At 67.3% G+C, this 15,576-nt stretch carries 5 protein-coding genes; all 5 read right to left on the minus strand.

From position 1 onward, the window contains the following. Window positions 1–15 precede the first annotated feature (15 nt). Window positions 16–1,371 carry an efflux RND transporter periplasmic adaptor subunit gene (locus tag ISF28_RS20620; RefSeq protein ID WP_198119056.1) on the minus strand — a complete coding sequence of 452 codons (1,356 nt, stop codon included), beginning with the start codon at window positions 1,369–1,371 and terminating at the stop codon, window positions 16–18. Then, complete coding sequence (locus tag ISF28_RS20625; RefSeq protein ID WP_198119057.1) at window positions 1,368–12,593, minus strand: Ig-like domain-containing protein; 11,226 nt, start codon at window positions 12,591–12,593, stop codon at window positions 1,368–1,370. The genes ISF28_RS20620 and ISF28_RS20625 overlap by 4 nt, the downstream gene beginning before the upstream one ends. 227 nt (window positions 12,594–12,820) lie before the next feature. Then, window positions 12,821–13,780: a tetratricopeptide repeat protein gene (locus ISF28_RS20630; RefSeq protein ID WP_198119058.1), complete on the minus strand. Its 960-nt coding sequence runs from the start codon at window positions 13,778–13,780 to the stop codon at window positions 12,821–12,823. A 60-nt stretch (window positions 13,781–13,840) separates the two neighbouring features. Continuing rightward, window positions 13,841–14,710 carry a phage tail protein gene (locus tag ISF28_RS20635; protein ID WP_198119059.1) on the minus strand — a complete coding sequence of 290 codons (870 nt, stop codon included), beginning with the start codon at window positions 14,708–14,710 and terminating at the stop codon, window positions 13,841–13,843. 49 nt (window positions 14,711–14,759) lie between these two features. Further along, window positions 14,760–15,569: an efflux RND transporter periplasmic adaptor subunit gene (locus tag ISF28_RS20640; RefSeq protein WP_229519246.1), complete on the minus strand. Its 810-nt coding sequence runs from the start codon at window positions 15,567–15,569 to the stop codon at window positions 14,760–14,762. Window positions 15,570–15,576 lie beyond the last annotated feature (7 nt).

Below are 15,576 nucleotides of genomic sequence, written 5' to 3' on the forward strand. Positions count from 1 at the left end.
TTCCAATAGTCCGTGTCAGATGCCCAGGGTCTGGCGGATCGTCGCCAGCGGGCGGCGCACGATCCAGTAGATCAGCGGAACGCGGTCGCCGCTGATCTTGACCGTGCCTTTCGCGCCGACACGCTGCGACGTCGAATCGTCCAGCCGGGCGCGCACGCGATAGGCGTACGTGCCGTCCGGACGTGGCATGGCGTCGTGAGCGATATAGCGCACCCGCGCGGAAATCGCCGAGAGCGGGCTGGCGGACAGATAGAGGCTGACCTTGGCGTCGTCCGGCAGCGGGATGGCGTCGCCGATCGGCAGCCAGGCTTCCACTTCGACGTCGCCCGGCGCGGCAATCCGCATGATGCGTTCCCCGGTCTGTACCGGCTTGCCGACCCATTCGCTGGGGTCGTCGAACAGCACGATGCCGTCCTGGGGTGCCGTCACGCGGGTGCGTTCCACCTGGTCCTTCAGATAATCCGCCTCTGTGCGTTTCTCCTCGATCTTGCCGAGCAGGAGCGCAAGTTGCGCCTTGGACTTGGTGTCGGAAACGGCTTGCTGTTCGTACTGACGGTATTCCGCATGCGCAGCCGCCAGGGACTGTGCGGCAACATCGCGCCGCGCGTCGAGCGACGCTTCATCGAAATTGAACAACGGTTGCCCGGCCTTGACCATCTGGTTGGGCTGCACCTCGAATTGGCCGATCACGCCGTCCACCGGCGCGCGGATCACCACGGGCTTCGCCGAGACGAGTTCGGCGGGGGCGAGGACGGACAAGTGCACGGGAAACCACAGCGCGGCCAGCACCGCGGCGGCCGCCGCGACGCGGCGCTGCTTCCACCAGGGCGCTCCGGGATTCCCTGTGAACGCTTGCTTCAAGCCATGCAACGACCATGCCGTGCGCGGCATGCGCGCCACCCACGCGTGATGCCAGGCACTCGTCCACTCTTCCATCAGCGCGATGTCTTCCTCATGCCACGCATGGTCCGCGGCGAGCAGCAAGCCGCCCGCCGCCGCTGCCGGCGCGGCGAACGGCAGCCAGAGCGCGTGCTGCGGCAGCCATTCGGTCCATTCGCCCGCCAGTGCCGCCGGCAGGTCGATTGCCGTGACGGCCGCCGCGGCCGTATGCGTACCGTGCAGGAAGCGGCATACCCGATCGAGCCACTGCGCGTAGGGCGCATTGGCTTCCGGCTCGACCACGCCGGACAGCGCCTTGACCCCGGCGTCCGCGAACCACAGCGCGCCTTGGCGGTAGGCGCAGAGCTGGCGGCTCTCGTTGACGGCCAGGAAGGCCAGTTCCTCAACGCTGCCTGCGAGGCGCGCCTGCCGCGACAGTCCGATGAGCTGGAGCAGCGGATCCGCTTTGACAGGCGATTCCATCGCGTTCATGCGTTCGACCTTCGTGCCGCTTGCGCGAGTTTCGCAAGGCGTTCAAGCGGTCCGGCGTTCCTGGCATGCGCAACCGCGGCCTCGTGGATTTGCGCGGTCAGGCCGGCGCGTCCCCCATGGTCGAGCGACGCCTGTCCGGGCCGCTTCGCGCCCACGTGAACCTTGAAGGTCGACACCGCTTCGTGTCCTTGCGCGTCCCGTGCGATGACCTTGATGGTCAGTTCGCCCTTGACTCCCGGCGGCGCCTTCACGACGAACTTGCCGTGCGCCGCATCGAAGGCGACCCAGCTGGGCAGCGGGCGGCCGTTGGCCTGTTGCGCGGACAACTCGACGACGGCATTCGGGTTCGTATGGGCGAATGCGTCCGCGGGGACGTTGATGGTTGCCGTACCGGACGATGGAATGGCCTGGTCGGACATCCCGCGATTGACCATCAAGCCATCTCCCGCGCTCTGCGTCGAGCTCACGACCACGACCGGGAAATGATCGCTGCCGCTTTGCGTCAGCAGACCGACCGCCGGGAGCGTCTGCCCCGTGTTGACGGACACGTTCGTAAAGGCCGGGAGGCTGCTGCCCGTGCCGATGTTGGGCGTGCCCGCGGTGTTGCCGAGAGACGGTTCCGCGGCGGGCGACAGGAAGGTGATGGTCGGGACCGATGGCGCCGGCGTCGCACCTCCGCTGCCGGGGACGGCCTGGCCGCCCGTGTCCTTGACGACGACCGGCGCGGGGGCCGGTGCGGGGACCGGCGGGGGCACAGGCACGGGCGGCGGTACGGCGACGACGTGGAGCACGTTCGAGCCGGTGCTGGCATTGCCCGCCGCATCGGTGACCGTCGCGGTGACGTCGTACGTACCGCCGACGGCGAGCGACAGCGCACCGCTGGCCGGCGTCGCCGAGGTCAGGTCGAGGCTCCAGCTGTTGCCGCTGGGCGTGACCTTGTAGGTGGCGCCGCCGACCGCGACCGTCAGCACGTCGCCGCTCGCCAGCTGCGCCGTGCCGGTGAGCGCAGGTGTCGTGCTCGTGGTGTCCAGGGCCGTGGCGGTCGGGGCGGCCGGCGCGGCGGTGTCGACGGTATAGGTGTGGCTGGCGGCCGCGCCGTCGTGGCCCGCGGCATCGGTGACCTTGAGCATCAGCGTGCCGCTGCCCGCCAGCGTGACGCCGCTCCACGACAGCGTCGTGCCGGAGACGTTGCCCGTGATGTTGGTCCAGGTGGCGCCGCCGTCGAGCGATCCCCACACCGTGTCGGTTTTCGCGGGGGCCGCGCTCAATGTCGCGCTGATGGTCTGCGAGGCGATGTTGGTGACGAAGTCCGAATGGCTCGTGCCCGAGTCGTTCGACAGGGCCAGGTTGCCGAACGTGATCGCCGGTGCCGTGGTGTCGAGAACGTACGTCGCCGAAAAGACCGCGCCGTCGTTGCCGGCGACGTCGGTGACTTTCACCTGGAGCGTGCTGCTGGCGACCAGCGTCTGACCGGCAAGCGACCAGGTATTGCTGCCTGCGCCGGCCGTCGCTGCCGCCCAGGTTTTGCCGTTGTCGAGCGATACGGACACCGTCTCGCCGGCGCCGAGGTTCGCCGACAAGGTGCCGCTGATGGTTTGCGCGGCCGCGTCGGTGACGAGGTCGGAATTGCTCGCGCCGGTGTCGTTGGAGAACGATACCGACGTTGCCGAAGCGGCCGGTGCGGTCGTGTCGATCGTGTAGGCCTGGCTGCCGATCACGCTCTGGTTGCCCGCGTCGTCGGTGACCTTGAATTGCAGGGTATTGGCGCCGGAGAGCGTGACATTGCCCCAGCTTAGGGCCGTGCCGGAAACCTTGCCGCTCAAGTCGGTCCAGGTGGCGCCGCCGTCGACCGATCCCCAGACCGTCTCGTTCCCCGCCGGCGCGGCGCTCAGCGTACCGGTGACGGTTTGGACGGCCGTCCTGGTGATGAAGTCCGACGTGCTGGTGCCGGTGTCGTCCGAGAAGGCGAGGTTGCCCAGGCTGAGGGTCGGCGCGGTGCTGCGGACCGTGTAGGCCTGGCTGGTAACCGCGCCGTCGTTGCCGGCGCTGTCCGTGACCTTGAACTGCAATGTGTTGGCGCCGGTGAGGGTGACGTTGTCCCAGCTCAGCGTCGTGCCGGAGACCTTGCTCGTGATGTCCGTCCACGTGGCGCCGCCGTCGGTCGAACCGTAGACGACGTCGGTGCCGGCCGGTGCCGCGCTCAAGGTGGCGGTGACGGTTTGCAGCGCGGCGTTCGTGACGAAGTCGGTATGGCTGGTGCCGGTGTCGTTCGACAGCGCGAGGTTGCCGAACGTGATCGCCGGTGCGGTTGCGTCGAGCGTGTAGGCCTGGCTCGCGACGGCGCCGTCGTTGCCGGCATTGTCGGTCACCTTGAGCTGGAGCGTGCCGGTGCCCGTGTTCAGCGTGACGCCGCTCCAGGTCAAGGTGGTGCCGGAGACCTTGCCGGTGACGTCGGTCCAGGTGGCGCCGCCGTCGAGCGAACCCCAGACGACGTCGGTGCCGGCCGGCGCGCCGCTCAAGGTGGCGGTGATGGTTTGCGCCGCGGCGTTCGTGATGAAGTCGGTATGGCTGGTGCCGGTGTCGTTCGACAGCGCCAGGTTGCCGAACGTGATCGCCGGTGCGGTCGCGTCGAGCGTGTAGGCCTGGCTCGCGACAATGCCGTCGTTGCCGGCATTGTCGGTGACCTTGAGCTGGAGCGTGCCGGTGCCCGGGTTCAGCGTGACGCCGGCCCAGGTCAGGGTGGTGCCGGAGACCTTGCCGGTGACGTCGGTCCAGGTCGTGCCGCCGTCGAGCGAGCCCCAGACGATGTCGGTGCCGGCCGGTGCCGCGCTCAAGGTAGCGGTGATGGTCTGCGAGGCGGACGACGTGATGAAGTCGGTGCTGCTGGTGCCGGTGTCGCTCGACAGCGCCAGGTTGCCGAACGTGATCGCCGGTGCGGTGGCGTCGAGCGTGTAGGCCTGGCTGGCGACGGTGCCGTCGTTGCCTGCATTGTCCGTGACCTTGAGCTGGAGCGTGCCGGCGCCTGGGTTCAGCGTGACGCCGGTCCAGGCCAGCGTGGTGCCGGACACCTTGCTCGTGATGTCGGTCCAGGTCGTGCCGCCGTCGAGCGAGCCGTAGACGACGTCGGTGCCGGCCGGGGCGCCGCTCAAGGTGGCGGTGATGGTCTGGGCGGCGGACGACGTGATGAAGTCGGTGCCGCTGGTGCCGGTGTCGCTCGACAGCGCCAGGTTGCCGAACGTGATCGCCGGTGCGGTGGTGTCGAGCGTGTACGCATGGCTGGCGACGGCGCCGTCGTTGCCGGCGCTGTCGCTGATCTTGAGCTGGAGCGTGCCGGTGCCCGAGTTCAGCGTCACGCCGGTCCAGGTCAGGGTGGTGCCGGAAACCTTGCCGGTGACGTCGGTCCAGGTGGCGCCGCCGTCGAGCGAGCCCCAGACGACGTCGGTGCCGGCCGGGGCGGCGCTCAAGGTGGCGCTGATGGTCTGGGACGCGGACGAGGTGATGAAGTCGGTGCTGCTGGTGCCGGTGTCGTTCGACAGCGCCAGGTTACCGAAGGTGATCGCCGGCGCCGTCGTGTCGAGTGTGTAGGCTTGGCTGGCGATGGCGCCGTCGTTGCCGGCATTGTCGGTCACTTTGAGCTTGAGGGTGCCGGTGCCGGTCAGCGTCACGCCGTTCCAGGTCAGGGTGGTGCCGGCGACCTTGCTGGTGATGTCGGTCCAGGTGGCGCCGCCGTCGAGCGAGCCGTAGACGACGTCGGTGCCGGCCGGTGCGCCGCTCAAGGTGGCGGTGATGGTCTGGGACGCGGTCGACGTGATGAAGTCGGTGCCGCTGGTGCCGGTGTCGCTCGACAGCGCGAGGTTGCTGAAGGCGATCGCCGGTGCGGTCGCGTCGAGCGTGTAGGCCTGGCTGGCGACGGTGCCGTCGTTGCCGGCGCTGTCCGTGACCTTGAGTTTCAATGTATTGGCGCCGGACAGCGTGACGTTGTCCCAGCTCAGCGTCGTGCCGGAGACCTTGCTCGTGATGTCGGTCCAGGTGGCGCCGCCGTCGGTCGAACCGTAGACGACGTCGGTGCCGGCCGGTGCCGCGCTCAAGGTGGCGGTGACGGTTTGCAGCGCGGCGTTCGTGACGAAGTCGGTGGCGCTCGCGCCGGTGTCGTTCGACAGCGCCAGGTTGCCGAACGTGATCGCCGGTGCGGCGGTGTCGAGCGTGTAGGCCTGGCTGGCGACGGTGCCGTCGTTGCCGGCGTTGTCCGTGACCTTGAGCTTGAGGGTGCCGCTGCCGGCCAGCGTGACGCCGTTCCAGGTCAGCGTGGTCCCGGAGACCTTGCTCGTGATGTCGGTCCAGGTGGCGCCGCCGTCGAGCGAGCCGTAGACGACGTCGGTGCCCGCCGGCGCGCCGCTGAGCGTGGCGGTGACGGTCTGGGAGGCGGCCGACGTGATGAAGTCGGTATGGCTGGTGCCGGTGTCGTTCGACAGCGCCAGGTTGCCGAACGTGATCGCCGGTGCGGTTGCGTCGAGCGTGTAGGCCTGGCTCGCGACAATGCCGTCGTTGCCGGCATTGTCGGTGACCTTGAGCTGGAGCGTGCCGGTGCCCGGGTTCAGCGTCGCGCCGGTCCAGGTCAGGGTGGTGCCGGACACTTTGCTCGTGATGTCGGTCCAGGTGGCGCCGCCGTCGAGCGAGCCGTAGACGACGTCGGTGCCGGCCGGTGCGCCGCTCAAGGTGGCGGTGATGGTCTGGGACGCGGTCGACGTGATGAAGTCGGTGCTGCTCGTGCCGGTGTCGCTCGACAGCGCCAGGTTGCTGAAGGTGAGCGCCGGTGCGATGGTGTCGAGCGTGTACGCATGGCTGGCGACGGTGCCGTCGTTGCCGGCATTGTCGGTCACCTTGAGTTTGAGGGTGCCCGTGCCCGAGTTCAGCGTCACGCCGTTCCAGGTCAGGGTCGTGCCGGAAACCTTGCTGGTGACGTCGGTCCAGGTCGTGCCGCCGTCGAGCGAGCCGTAGACGACGTCGGTGCCGGCCGGTGCGCCGCTGAGCGTGGCGGTGACGGTCTGGGACGCGGACGACGTGATGAAGTCGGTGCCGCTCGTGCCGGTGTCGTTCGACAGTGCCAGGTTGCTGAACGTGATCGCCGGTGCGGTGGTGTCGAGCGTGTAGGCCTGGCTGGCGACGGTGCCGTCGTTGCCGGCGTTGTCGGTCACTTTGAGCTTGAGGGTGCCGGTGCCAGAGTTCAGCGTGACGCCGTTCCAGGTCAGCGTGGTGCCGGCGACCTTGCTGGTGACGTCGGTCCAGGTGGCGCCGCCGTCGAGCGAGCCGTAGACGACGTCGGTGCCGGCCGGTGCGCCGCTCAGCGTGGCGGTGATGGTCTGGGAGGCGGTCGACGTGATGAAGTCGGTGCCGCTGATGCCGGTGTCGCTCGACAGTGCCAGGTTGCCGAAGGTGATCGTCGGCGCCGTCGTGTCGACGACGATATTCTTGTTGCTGCCCAGCGATCCGCTCGCGCCCGGCGTGGCCAGGGTCAGGGCGGCGTCGAGGTGACTCCCGGCGCTGTCCTTGATCGTGCCGCCGTTCAGGGACAGGGAGCTCGTCGACGCGTAATCCAGATCGGCGGAATTTTCTCCGCCGGCGACCGTATAGGTGAAGACGAGCGTCGTGCTGCCGGAACCGCCGGCGTAAGTGGCAGTCGCGCCGTCGCCGAGGGCGAGCGTCGGCGTGCCGCCGGTCGTGTCGACCGTGACCGCCTTGGTAAAGGTCACCGTGATCGAGATGGTGTCGCCGCCATTGTAGAAGCCGTCGGCCGTCGTGGCGGTCACGTCGAGGACTTGCGGCTGGGTGCCGTCCACGTTGACCGCCGCCGTGCTGCCGACGCTGTTGAGGGTCAGCGTGGCATCGTTGCCTGCCGCATCCCTGAGCGTGCCGCCATTGGCGCTCAGCGCGCCGACCGTCACGCCCGTATTGTCCTGCACGCCGTTGCCGACGGTATAGCGGAATACGAGCGCACCGGTGCCGGATCCGGATACGTAGTCCGCGTACACGGTGCCGCCGGTGTCGAGCGTCAGCGCGATGCGCGGCGTGCCGCCGGTCGTATCGATCGTCACCGCTTCGCTGAAGTTGACGGTGAAGTCCAGATTCTGGGCGGTGTAATACGTCGCGTTCGATGGGACCGAAACCGAATCGACGACGGGACTCGTGGTATCGACCAACACGGAAGCCGTGCCGCCGACGCTGTTCAGGGTGAGCGCCGCATCGTTGCCCGCGGTGTCGCGCAGCGTGCCGCCGTTGGCCTGCAGCGCGCCGACCGCGATGCCGTCCGCGTCGGTGTCGCCCGCCTGGACCGTGTACGTGAACACGAGCGCGTTGCTGCCGGAACCGGAGGCATACGTCGCGTAGACGGTGGAGCTGCCGATGGTCAAGGCCAGGCGCGGCGTGCCGCCGGAGGTGTCCACGATCACCGATTCGCTGGTGTTGACCGTGAAGCTGAGGGTCGTGCCGGCCTTGTAGCTGCCGTCCGCCGGCACGCCGACCGACGACACTGCCGGCGCGGTCGAATCGATCGTGACGGCCAGGCCGGACGACGCGGACGAGACGTTGCCCGCGGCATCGGTGGCTTTCGCGGTGACGGTGTGGCTGCCGGCCGACAGGGCCGACGACGTGATCGACCAGTTGCCGCTGCCGTCGGCCGTGGCCGTGCCCAGCGAGGTGGTGCCGTCGGTGTCGTACAGCGTGACCGTGGCGTTCGCTTCGGCCGTGCCGGTAAAGGTCGGAGTCGTGTTGCTGGTGATGTTGTCGGTGCTCGACGTGCCGGTGTCGGTGCCGGCCGTCATGTCGGGCGCGGACGGCGCGCTAGGGGCCGTGTGGTCGAGCGAGTAGGTCGAGCCCGAGGCGTAGCCGGATGTGATGGCGACGCTGCTGCCGTTCTGGATGCCGGTGCCGCTGCCGTTCAGGTCCAGCCGCAGGACGCCGTCGCCCGAAAGGGTGTCGACCGTCACCGTGTACGTGGTGCCGCTGCCGGTGACGCTGGCGATGCTGCCGGACGCCGTGCCCGTGGCCGTGAGCGCGAAGTCGGTCGCGTCCACGCCGGTGACCGACTGGTCGAACGTCACGGTGTACTGGATCGAGGTGGCGCTGGTGGACACGGTGGACGAGGCGCCGCCGGCGCGCACGATCGAACTGACGCTGGGCGCGTCGACCACGGTGAGGGTGAACGCCTGGTTGGCCACGTTGCCGGCCGCGTCGGTGGCGGCGACGTAGATCTTGTACGTGCCGGCGGCCAGCGACGAGCCGCCGACCTTGAGCGACGTGCCGGAGATGGCGAAGCTGCCGTTGTCGGCATCGTTGGTGCCGTTACCGACGGCCAGCGAATAGCTGATGGACTGGCTGTCGGTGGCCGACAGCGTGGCGATCGTCGACGTGGTGGTGGCGTTCGCGCTGGCGATCGTGGTCGCGCTCAGGCCAAGCCCGGTCGGCGCGGTATTGTCGATGGTCACCGCCAGGCCGGACGAGGCCGCCGAGACGTTGCCGGCGCTATCGGTGGCCTTGGCAGTGAGCACATGGCTGCCGGCCGACAGGGTCGACGACGTGATCGACCAAGTGCCTCCAGTGGCCGTGGCCGTGCCGAGGAGCGTCGTGCCGTCGGTGTCGTACAGCGTCACCGTGGCGTTCGCTTCGGCCGTGCCGGTAAAGGTCGGAGTCGTGTTGCCGGTGATGTTGTCGGTGCTCGACGTGCCGGTGTCGGTGCCGGACGTCATGTCGGGCGCGGACGGCGCGCTAGGGGCCGTGTGGTCCAGCGTATAAGTCGAGCCTGAGGTGTAGCCGGATGCGATGGCGACGCTGCTGCCGTTCTGGATGCCGGTGCCGCTGCCGTTCAGGTCCAGCCGCAGGATGCCGTCGCCGGACAGGGTGTCGACCGTCACCGTGTACGTGGTGCCGCTGCCGGTGACGCTGGCGATGCCGCCGGACGCCGTGCCCGTGGACGTGAGCGCGAAGTCGGTCGCATCCACGCCGGTGACCGACTGGTCGAATGTCACGGTGTACTGGATCGTGGTGGCGCTGGTGGACACGGTGGACGAGGCGCCGCCGGCGCGCACGATCGAGCTGACGCTGGGCGCGTCGACCACGTTGAGGGTGAACGCCTGGTTGGCCACGTTGCCGGCCGCGTCGGTGGCGGCGACGTAGATCTTGTACGTGCCGGCGGCCAGCGACGAGCCGCCGACCTTGAGCGACGTGCCGGAGATGGCGAAGCTGCCGTTGTCGGCATCGTTGGTGCCGTTACCGACGGCCAGCGAATAGCTGATGGACTGGCTGTCGGTGGCCGACAGCGTGGCGATCGTCGACGTGGTGGTGGCGTTCGCGCTGGCGATCGTGGTCGCGCTCAGGCCAAGCCCGGTCGGCGCGGTATTGTCGATGGTCACCGCCAGGCCGGACGAGGCCACCGAGACGTTGCCCGCGGCATCGGTGGCCTTCGCGGTGACGGTATGGCTGCCGCCCGACAGGGTGGACGACGTGATCGACCAGTTGCCGCTGCCGTCGGCCGTGGCCGTGCCCAGCGAGGTCGTGCCGTCGGTGTCGTACAGCGTGACGGTGGCGTTCGCTTCGGCCGTGCCGGTAAAGGTCGGAGTCGTGTTGCTGGTGATGTTGTCGGTGCTCGACGTGCCGGTGTCGGTGCCGGCAGTCATGTCGGGCGCGGACGGCGCGCTAGGGGCGGTCGTGTCGAGCGTGTAGGCCTGGCTGGCGACGGTGCCGTCGTTGCCGGCCGCATCCGTGACCTTGAACTTGAGGGTGTTGCTCGACGACAGCGTGACGCCGTCCCAGGTCAGCGTGGTGCCCGACACCTTGCTGGTGATGTCGGTCCAGCTCGTGCCGCCGTCGAGCGAGCCGTAGACGACGTCGGTGCCGCCCGGCGCGCCGCTCAGCGTGGCGGAGATGGTCTGGGCCGTGGTTTTGGTAATGAAGTCGCTGCCGCTGGTGCCGGTGTCGCTCGACAGTGCCAGGTTGCTGAAGGTGATCGTCGGCGCGACATTGTCGACCGTCGCATTCGTGGTGTCGGCCGTCGTCTTCGCATTTCCGGCATTGTCGGTTACGCGGGCCGACACGTTGCGGTTCGTCGCGCCGTTGAGGGCGCCTGCCGCGATGGTGTACGTGGCCGTCCACGTGCCCGACGAGTTGGTGGCGGCGACGGCCGAACCGCCGCCGAACTGGCTGAAGTCGAACGTGACGCCGGCAATGGTGTCGGTATTGTTGTCGCCGGCCAGGGTATTGTTCCACGTCGCCGTCACGGTATCGCCGGTCTTGAACGCGCCGCCCGTGCCGCTGGCGCCACCGATGGCGATGTTCCCGTCGGTCACGGTCGGCGCGACGTTGTCGACGACGGCGTTGGTCGTGTCGGCCGTGGTCTTCGTGTTGCCCGCATTGTCGGTTGCCGTGAACGAGACGTTCTTGCTCGTGCCGTCGATCGCGCCGGCCGTGATGGTATAGGTCGCCGTCCACGTGCCGGCCGAATTGGTGGCCGCAACGGTGGAGCCGCCGCCGAACTGGCTGAAGTCCACGGTGACGCCCGACATGGTGTCGGCGTTGTTGTCGCCCGCGGCGGTATTGTTCCAGGTTGCCGTGACCGTGTCGCCGATCTTGAACGCGCCGCCCGTGCCGCTGGCGCCGCTGATGCTGATGTTGCCGTCCGTGACCGTCGGGGCCTGGTTGTCCACCGATAAATTGGTCGTGTCGGCCGCGGTGGCGGAGGAACCGTTGGTGGCGGTGACCGAGACGTTCCTGTTGGTGGCGTCGATCGAGCCGGACGTGATCGTGTAGGTGGCCGTCCATATGCCGCTCGAGTTGGTGGCCGTTACTGCCGAGCCGCCGCCGAACTGGCTGAAGTCCATCGTCACGCCGGTGATGCCGCTGTTGTTGTCGCCGCTCGCCGTGTTGTCCCACGTTGCGGTGACCGTGTCGCCGATCTTGTAGGTGCCGCCGGTGCCGGAGCCGGAAGAGGTGATGGCGATGTGGGCGTCGGTGACGGCGGGTGGGGAGCTGATGTTGTTCAGGACGATATTGTCGATGCCCCATACAAAATTGTTGGCCGGGGAAGGCGTGGCGGACGTCGAGGTGAGCTGGGCGTAGCTGATGCCGTCGAAGATCGAGTTCGACAGCGAGACCGACCACGAGAGCGAGCTATAGCCCGGGCCAAACGTCTGGCTTCCCTTGTTCGTGGTGATCACGAGGTTCCGGTTTTCGCCGGCAATGTCGATGAGTGTGAAGGCACTGAGGTCGAACGTCTTGCTTCCCGCGACGGTGATGGTCACCTTCGATTCATAGGCGAGACCGCCGGCGCCCGTGGCCACGACAATGCCGCTCTCGTTCCCGTAGCTTCCAGTCCAGATGTTGTTGTCGCCGGTCTGGACCGCCATGCTGTTGTCGGTGGCGGTGACCACGATCGTGTCGGAGCCGACGGTCTGCTGGGCCACCTTGGTGCCATCGCCCGAGGCGCCCGATTCGAAATCGAAGGTCGACAGCAGCGTGGAATACGACTGGATCGCATGGGCATCGAACGGCGACGCGGTGTCGATCTGCCCCTGCTGCCGCTCCAGCGTCCAGTTTCCGCCGTAGGTGCTCGTGCCCGTGTCGTCGGTGGACGTGGCGACGTTGGCCCCGGTGTCCTTGGCAAGCTGGGCGGTCCACGCCTGGCCGTCGTTGCCCTTGCCCACGTCGCAGCCATAGATCAGCACGTCGCCGTCGGTCTTGAGCGCATGGCCCAATTCGGCCAGTTCGGCTTGCACGACCGGCGTCGCCAGGCTGTCGTTGGTGATGGCGTCGCTGCCCAGGTACAGCGCGGCTTCGCTGCCGTGGCTCAGGATGTGGATGGCGTCGTAGCCCGTGTGCGTTTCGGCCCACTTGGCGATCTGCGCAAGGCCGCTGGCGCCGTGGTCGATTTCCCGGATTTCCACGCCGGCGCGGACGCTCGCTTCCAGCGTCTTGTAATCGGTCACCGACGTGTCGACGAAGACGACTTCTTTCCGTCCACTATTTTGACTGGCATCCGCTTCGCGCACTTGCGTCGGCGGCGCGACATCGGCCAGCAGTGCATGGAGGTGCGGGTCCGGAAGCGCATGCGCCGCGTCCGCGGCAGTTGCGACGACGGCGGCATCGAACATGTACCGTTGCTCGAGCGACAGCAGGCGTGAGGCGCGGCGCAACGGACGGCGCGACGATGCCGAACGCGCGTCCTTGGCGCTCATGCGACGAATCAGATGAATGGAGCGGTTAATGTCATTCATGTTGTGCCTCGATGTGTTGTCGTCGCGCGATGCGAATGAGCCGTGCGGCTTGCTTCAAAAAAATCAGGGGACCTCGAAAAACCGTCGCGAGCGGCCGCGATGTCGTTCGAGAAGCGCAACTGTACGAGTAGTACAGTGAGCATCGCAGGACGACAGCGCAACGCGCAGCAGGTTTTTCGACGTTCCCATCAGTTGGGATGTTGCGCCAGGTGTTCCGCAACCTGCTGGTCGAGCTTCGGTCGCCAGCTTGCGGGCATGACCTTCAATACCTGCGCTTCGAGCTTTTCCGCCGAAGCGACGAGTTCGGGAGTCGAGCCGCGCGCTTTCGCGGCTTCGGTCCACAAGTAAATTTTCGCGAGATGTTCCGGCGCCAGCGCGCCGGTTTCCTTCTGTACCGGCGCATTCGCGTAGAGCACGGCGGTCGGCAGATAGGCAGGCGCATAACCATCGGCGGCGGCCGTCTCCAGCCACTGCCGCGCCGCGTCGAGGTCGACGTCGCCGCCTTCGCCGTTGGCGAGCATCGTGCCCAGCCGGAGCTGTGCTTCATTGACGTTGCGTTGCGCGGCTTCCCAGTACCAGTAGCGCGCCGCGGCCAGGTTTTGCGGCACGTCCTTGTCGCCCTGGTAGTAATGCGCGAGCTTGATCATGGCGGGCGGCGAATTCGCCTGGGCCGCACCGGTGCACAGCGCAATGCCTTTTTCGACGTCCTTGTCGACACCTTTGCCGCGGATGTAGTACTCCGCTTCGGAGCACAGCGAAATCAGGTGGCCGTGCGACGCCGCCTTGTCGTACCAGGCAAGCGCTTGCGGAATGTTCGCCGGACGGCCGATGCCTTCGGCCAGGCAATCGCCAAGGTAATGTTCGGCAGCGGGTACCTGCTTCTGCGCAGCCTGTTCGAACCAGGTACACGCCGCGACCGGGTTCTTCGGTCGTCCCCAACCGTTCTGATTGAACAAGCCGAGCGTGAATTGCGCGAGCGGGTTGTGCGCGGCGATGCGCTCGAAGCCCGGATAGGCCGCCGCGTAATCGCCTTTCGCGAGAAGCGCTTGCGCCGATTTGAGTTCGCGGTCCCAATCGTGTTCCGGACGTGCTCCGAAAGCGCTGAGCGGCAAGGCGAGCGACAGCAGGGCGATGGCGGTGTACTTCATGAAACCGGATCCTTTGGTGCGTGTTCCCGCACCTCGCGGCGCGGGAACGGCAATCGAGATTTAGTCCTGGGACGGATACAAGCCGTTGATTGCGATGTAGTAGGTCATGGCCAGGTAGGGCGGCATGATGCTGAACGGCAGGCCGGAGCCGGTTATGCCGGTGTTGCCGCCGACCGCTACGCTTTGCGTACCCGTCAAGCTCGTGGTCGGGCTACCGCTGATGGTCGTCGTCGGGGTGCCGCCGAATGTCACCGCTGCGGTGCCGCTGATGGCGCCGGCCTTCATGCTGACGGTCGGTGCCGCGTCGGAATAGATTTTTAGCGTACCCGTGTAGGTGCCCAGGGAGGCGCCGGAGGGATTCGTGCCGAAGTTGCCGCCGGACGAGCCGTTCAACGTCAATGCCGAACCGTTGATCGACCCCGTCACACCCGTCATCGTCGTCGTCGCAGTCAGCCCGGTCAGAGTCGTCTGCGCGGCAAGCGTGCCTGGCCCGACATTCACGATGACGCCACCCGTGCCAGTGACCAGCGTGTGCGTATGCGGCGGCAACTGGGAATTCGTGAGCGAGACAGTCGTCGTGCCGCCTTTGTTGCCGGCGATGTAGGTCGGCAGGCCCTGGCCGGAGCCCGCGCCGACTATGACGCGGCCCTGAAGGTCGGGCAACTGGAAGTTCGTCTGGCCGTTGCCGCCGTAGCTGATGCCAATTACCGAGAACAATGCCGCGTTATTGCTGATCGACAAGGTAGCGCCGTTGGCGAACGCGTACATCCCGCCGCCGAAGCCTGCATTTTTCGGCCAGGCCATGATGCATACGCTGCCGATATAGGGTTCGCTGGAACATGCATAGGCCGAACCGGCCGCGCCGATGCCCCCCAGCATGCCCGCCAGCATGACGATTGCCGAAGACCTGCGTTTGAAGCCCTGTTTCATGGTGCGTCTCCTTTTTCTTCTGATGAAAAAATAAAAAAACAAAAAGCGGTCATCGGTTTGGCGGGTCCATCAGCACCGTGCCGCTCATGCCGGCGATGAGTTCGCTGAACTTGCCGTCGATGACGGCGGAAATCTTGATCGACTGGCTCACCGGATCCACCCTCGCGCCGATGCGCTGGATCTTGGCCGGGTAGCTTTTGCCGGTTTCGTCGATCGCGACCCTGAAGCCTTGATTGGGCTTGAGCCGGACCAGCCATTTGCTCGGCACGATGAATTCGAGTTCCAGCGCCGAATCGTCGAGAATCTCCAGCAGCGCCTGGCCCGGCTGGACAAACTGCTGTTCCCGCGCTTTCTGTTCCGCCACCCGGCCGCCGAACGGCGCCGCGATCGCGCATTTCGAGACGATCGCCGCATTGGTCGCGACGTCCGCCCTGGCCTTGGCGACTTCCGCTTCGGAGAGCTCCAGTTCGACCTGGCTGACCGAATGGAGATCGTTGAGCTTGCGGTTGGCGTTCCTGGTCGTCTCGGCGGCGACCAGCGTCGCCTTCGCCCTGCCGAGTTGCGCCTGCTGCACGGAGCAGTCGAACATGACGAGGGTTTCGCCGGCGCGGAACCGGTTGCCTTCGGAGACGGTGATCCGGTTGATGCGCGCGCCGATCTCGGCGGCAAGCGTCGTGTAGCGCCGCGGCGTCAGTTGCGCGCGGATCTCCCGCTGGTCGAACAGGCCCGGATTCGCCTTCGCCGCGGCGTTCGGCGCAGCGGCGGCCGGCGCCGGCGCCTTGACCGGATTTGCCGCACAGGCGACATGAATGCAAGCCCCCATCACGAGGGACAGGGGCGTGAAGCGACGCAGAAGCATGATGGAT

Origin of the sequence: Massilia rhizosphaerae (genome assembly GCF_016093545.1) — a bacterium.
Lineage (GTDB): Bacteria > Pseudomonadota > Gammaproteobacteria > Burkholderiales > Burkholderiaceae_D > Telluria > Telluria rhizosphaerae.

What these genes read in the sequence shown, in the direction of transcription:
- ISF28_RS20620 (WP_198119056.1), bottom strand. Translation starts at nt 1,371, where the DNA reads ATGAACGCGATGGAATCGCCTGTCAAAGCGGATCCGCTGCTCCAGCTC.
- ISF28_RS20625 (WP_198119057.1), bottom strand. Translation starts at nt 12,593, where the DNA reads ATGAGCGCCAAGGACGCGCGTTCGGCATCGTCGCGCCGTCCGTTGCGC.
- ISF28_RS20630 (WP_198119058.1), bottom strand. Translation starts at nt 13,780, where the DNA reads ATGAAGTACACCGCCATCGCCCTGCTGTCGCTCGCCTTGCCGCTCAGC.
- ISF28_RS20635 (WP_198119059.1), bottom strand. Translation starts at nt 14,710, where the DNA reads ATGAAACAGGGCTTCAAACGCAGGTCTTCGGCAATCGTCATGCTGGCG.
- ISF28_RS20640 (WP_229519246.1), bottom strand. Translation starts at nt 15,569, where the DNA reads ATGCTTCTGCGTCGCTTCACGCCCCTGTCCCTCGTGATGGGGGCTTGC.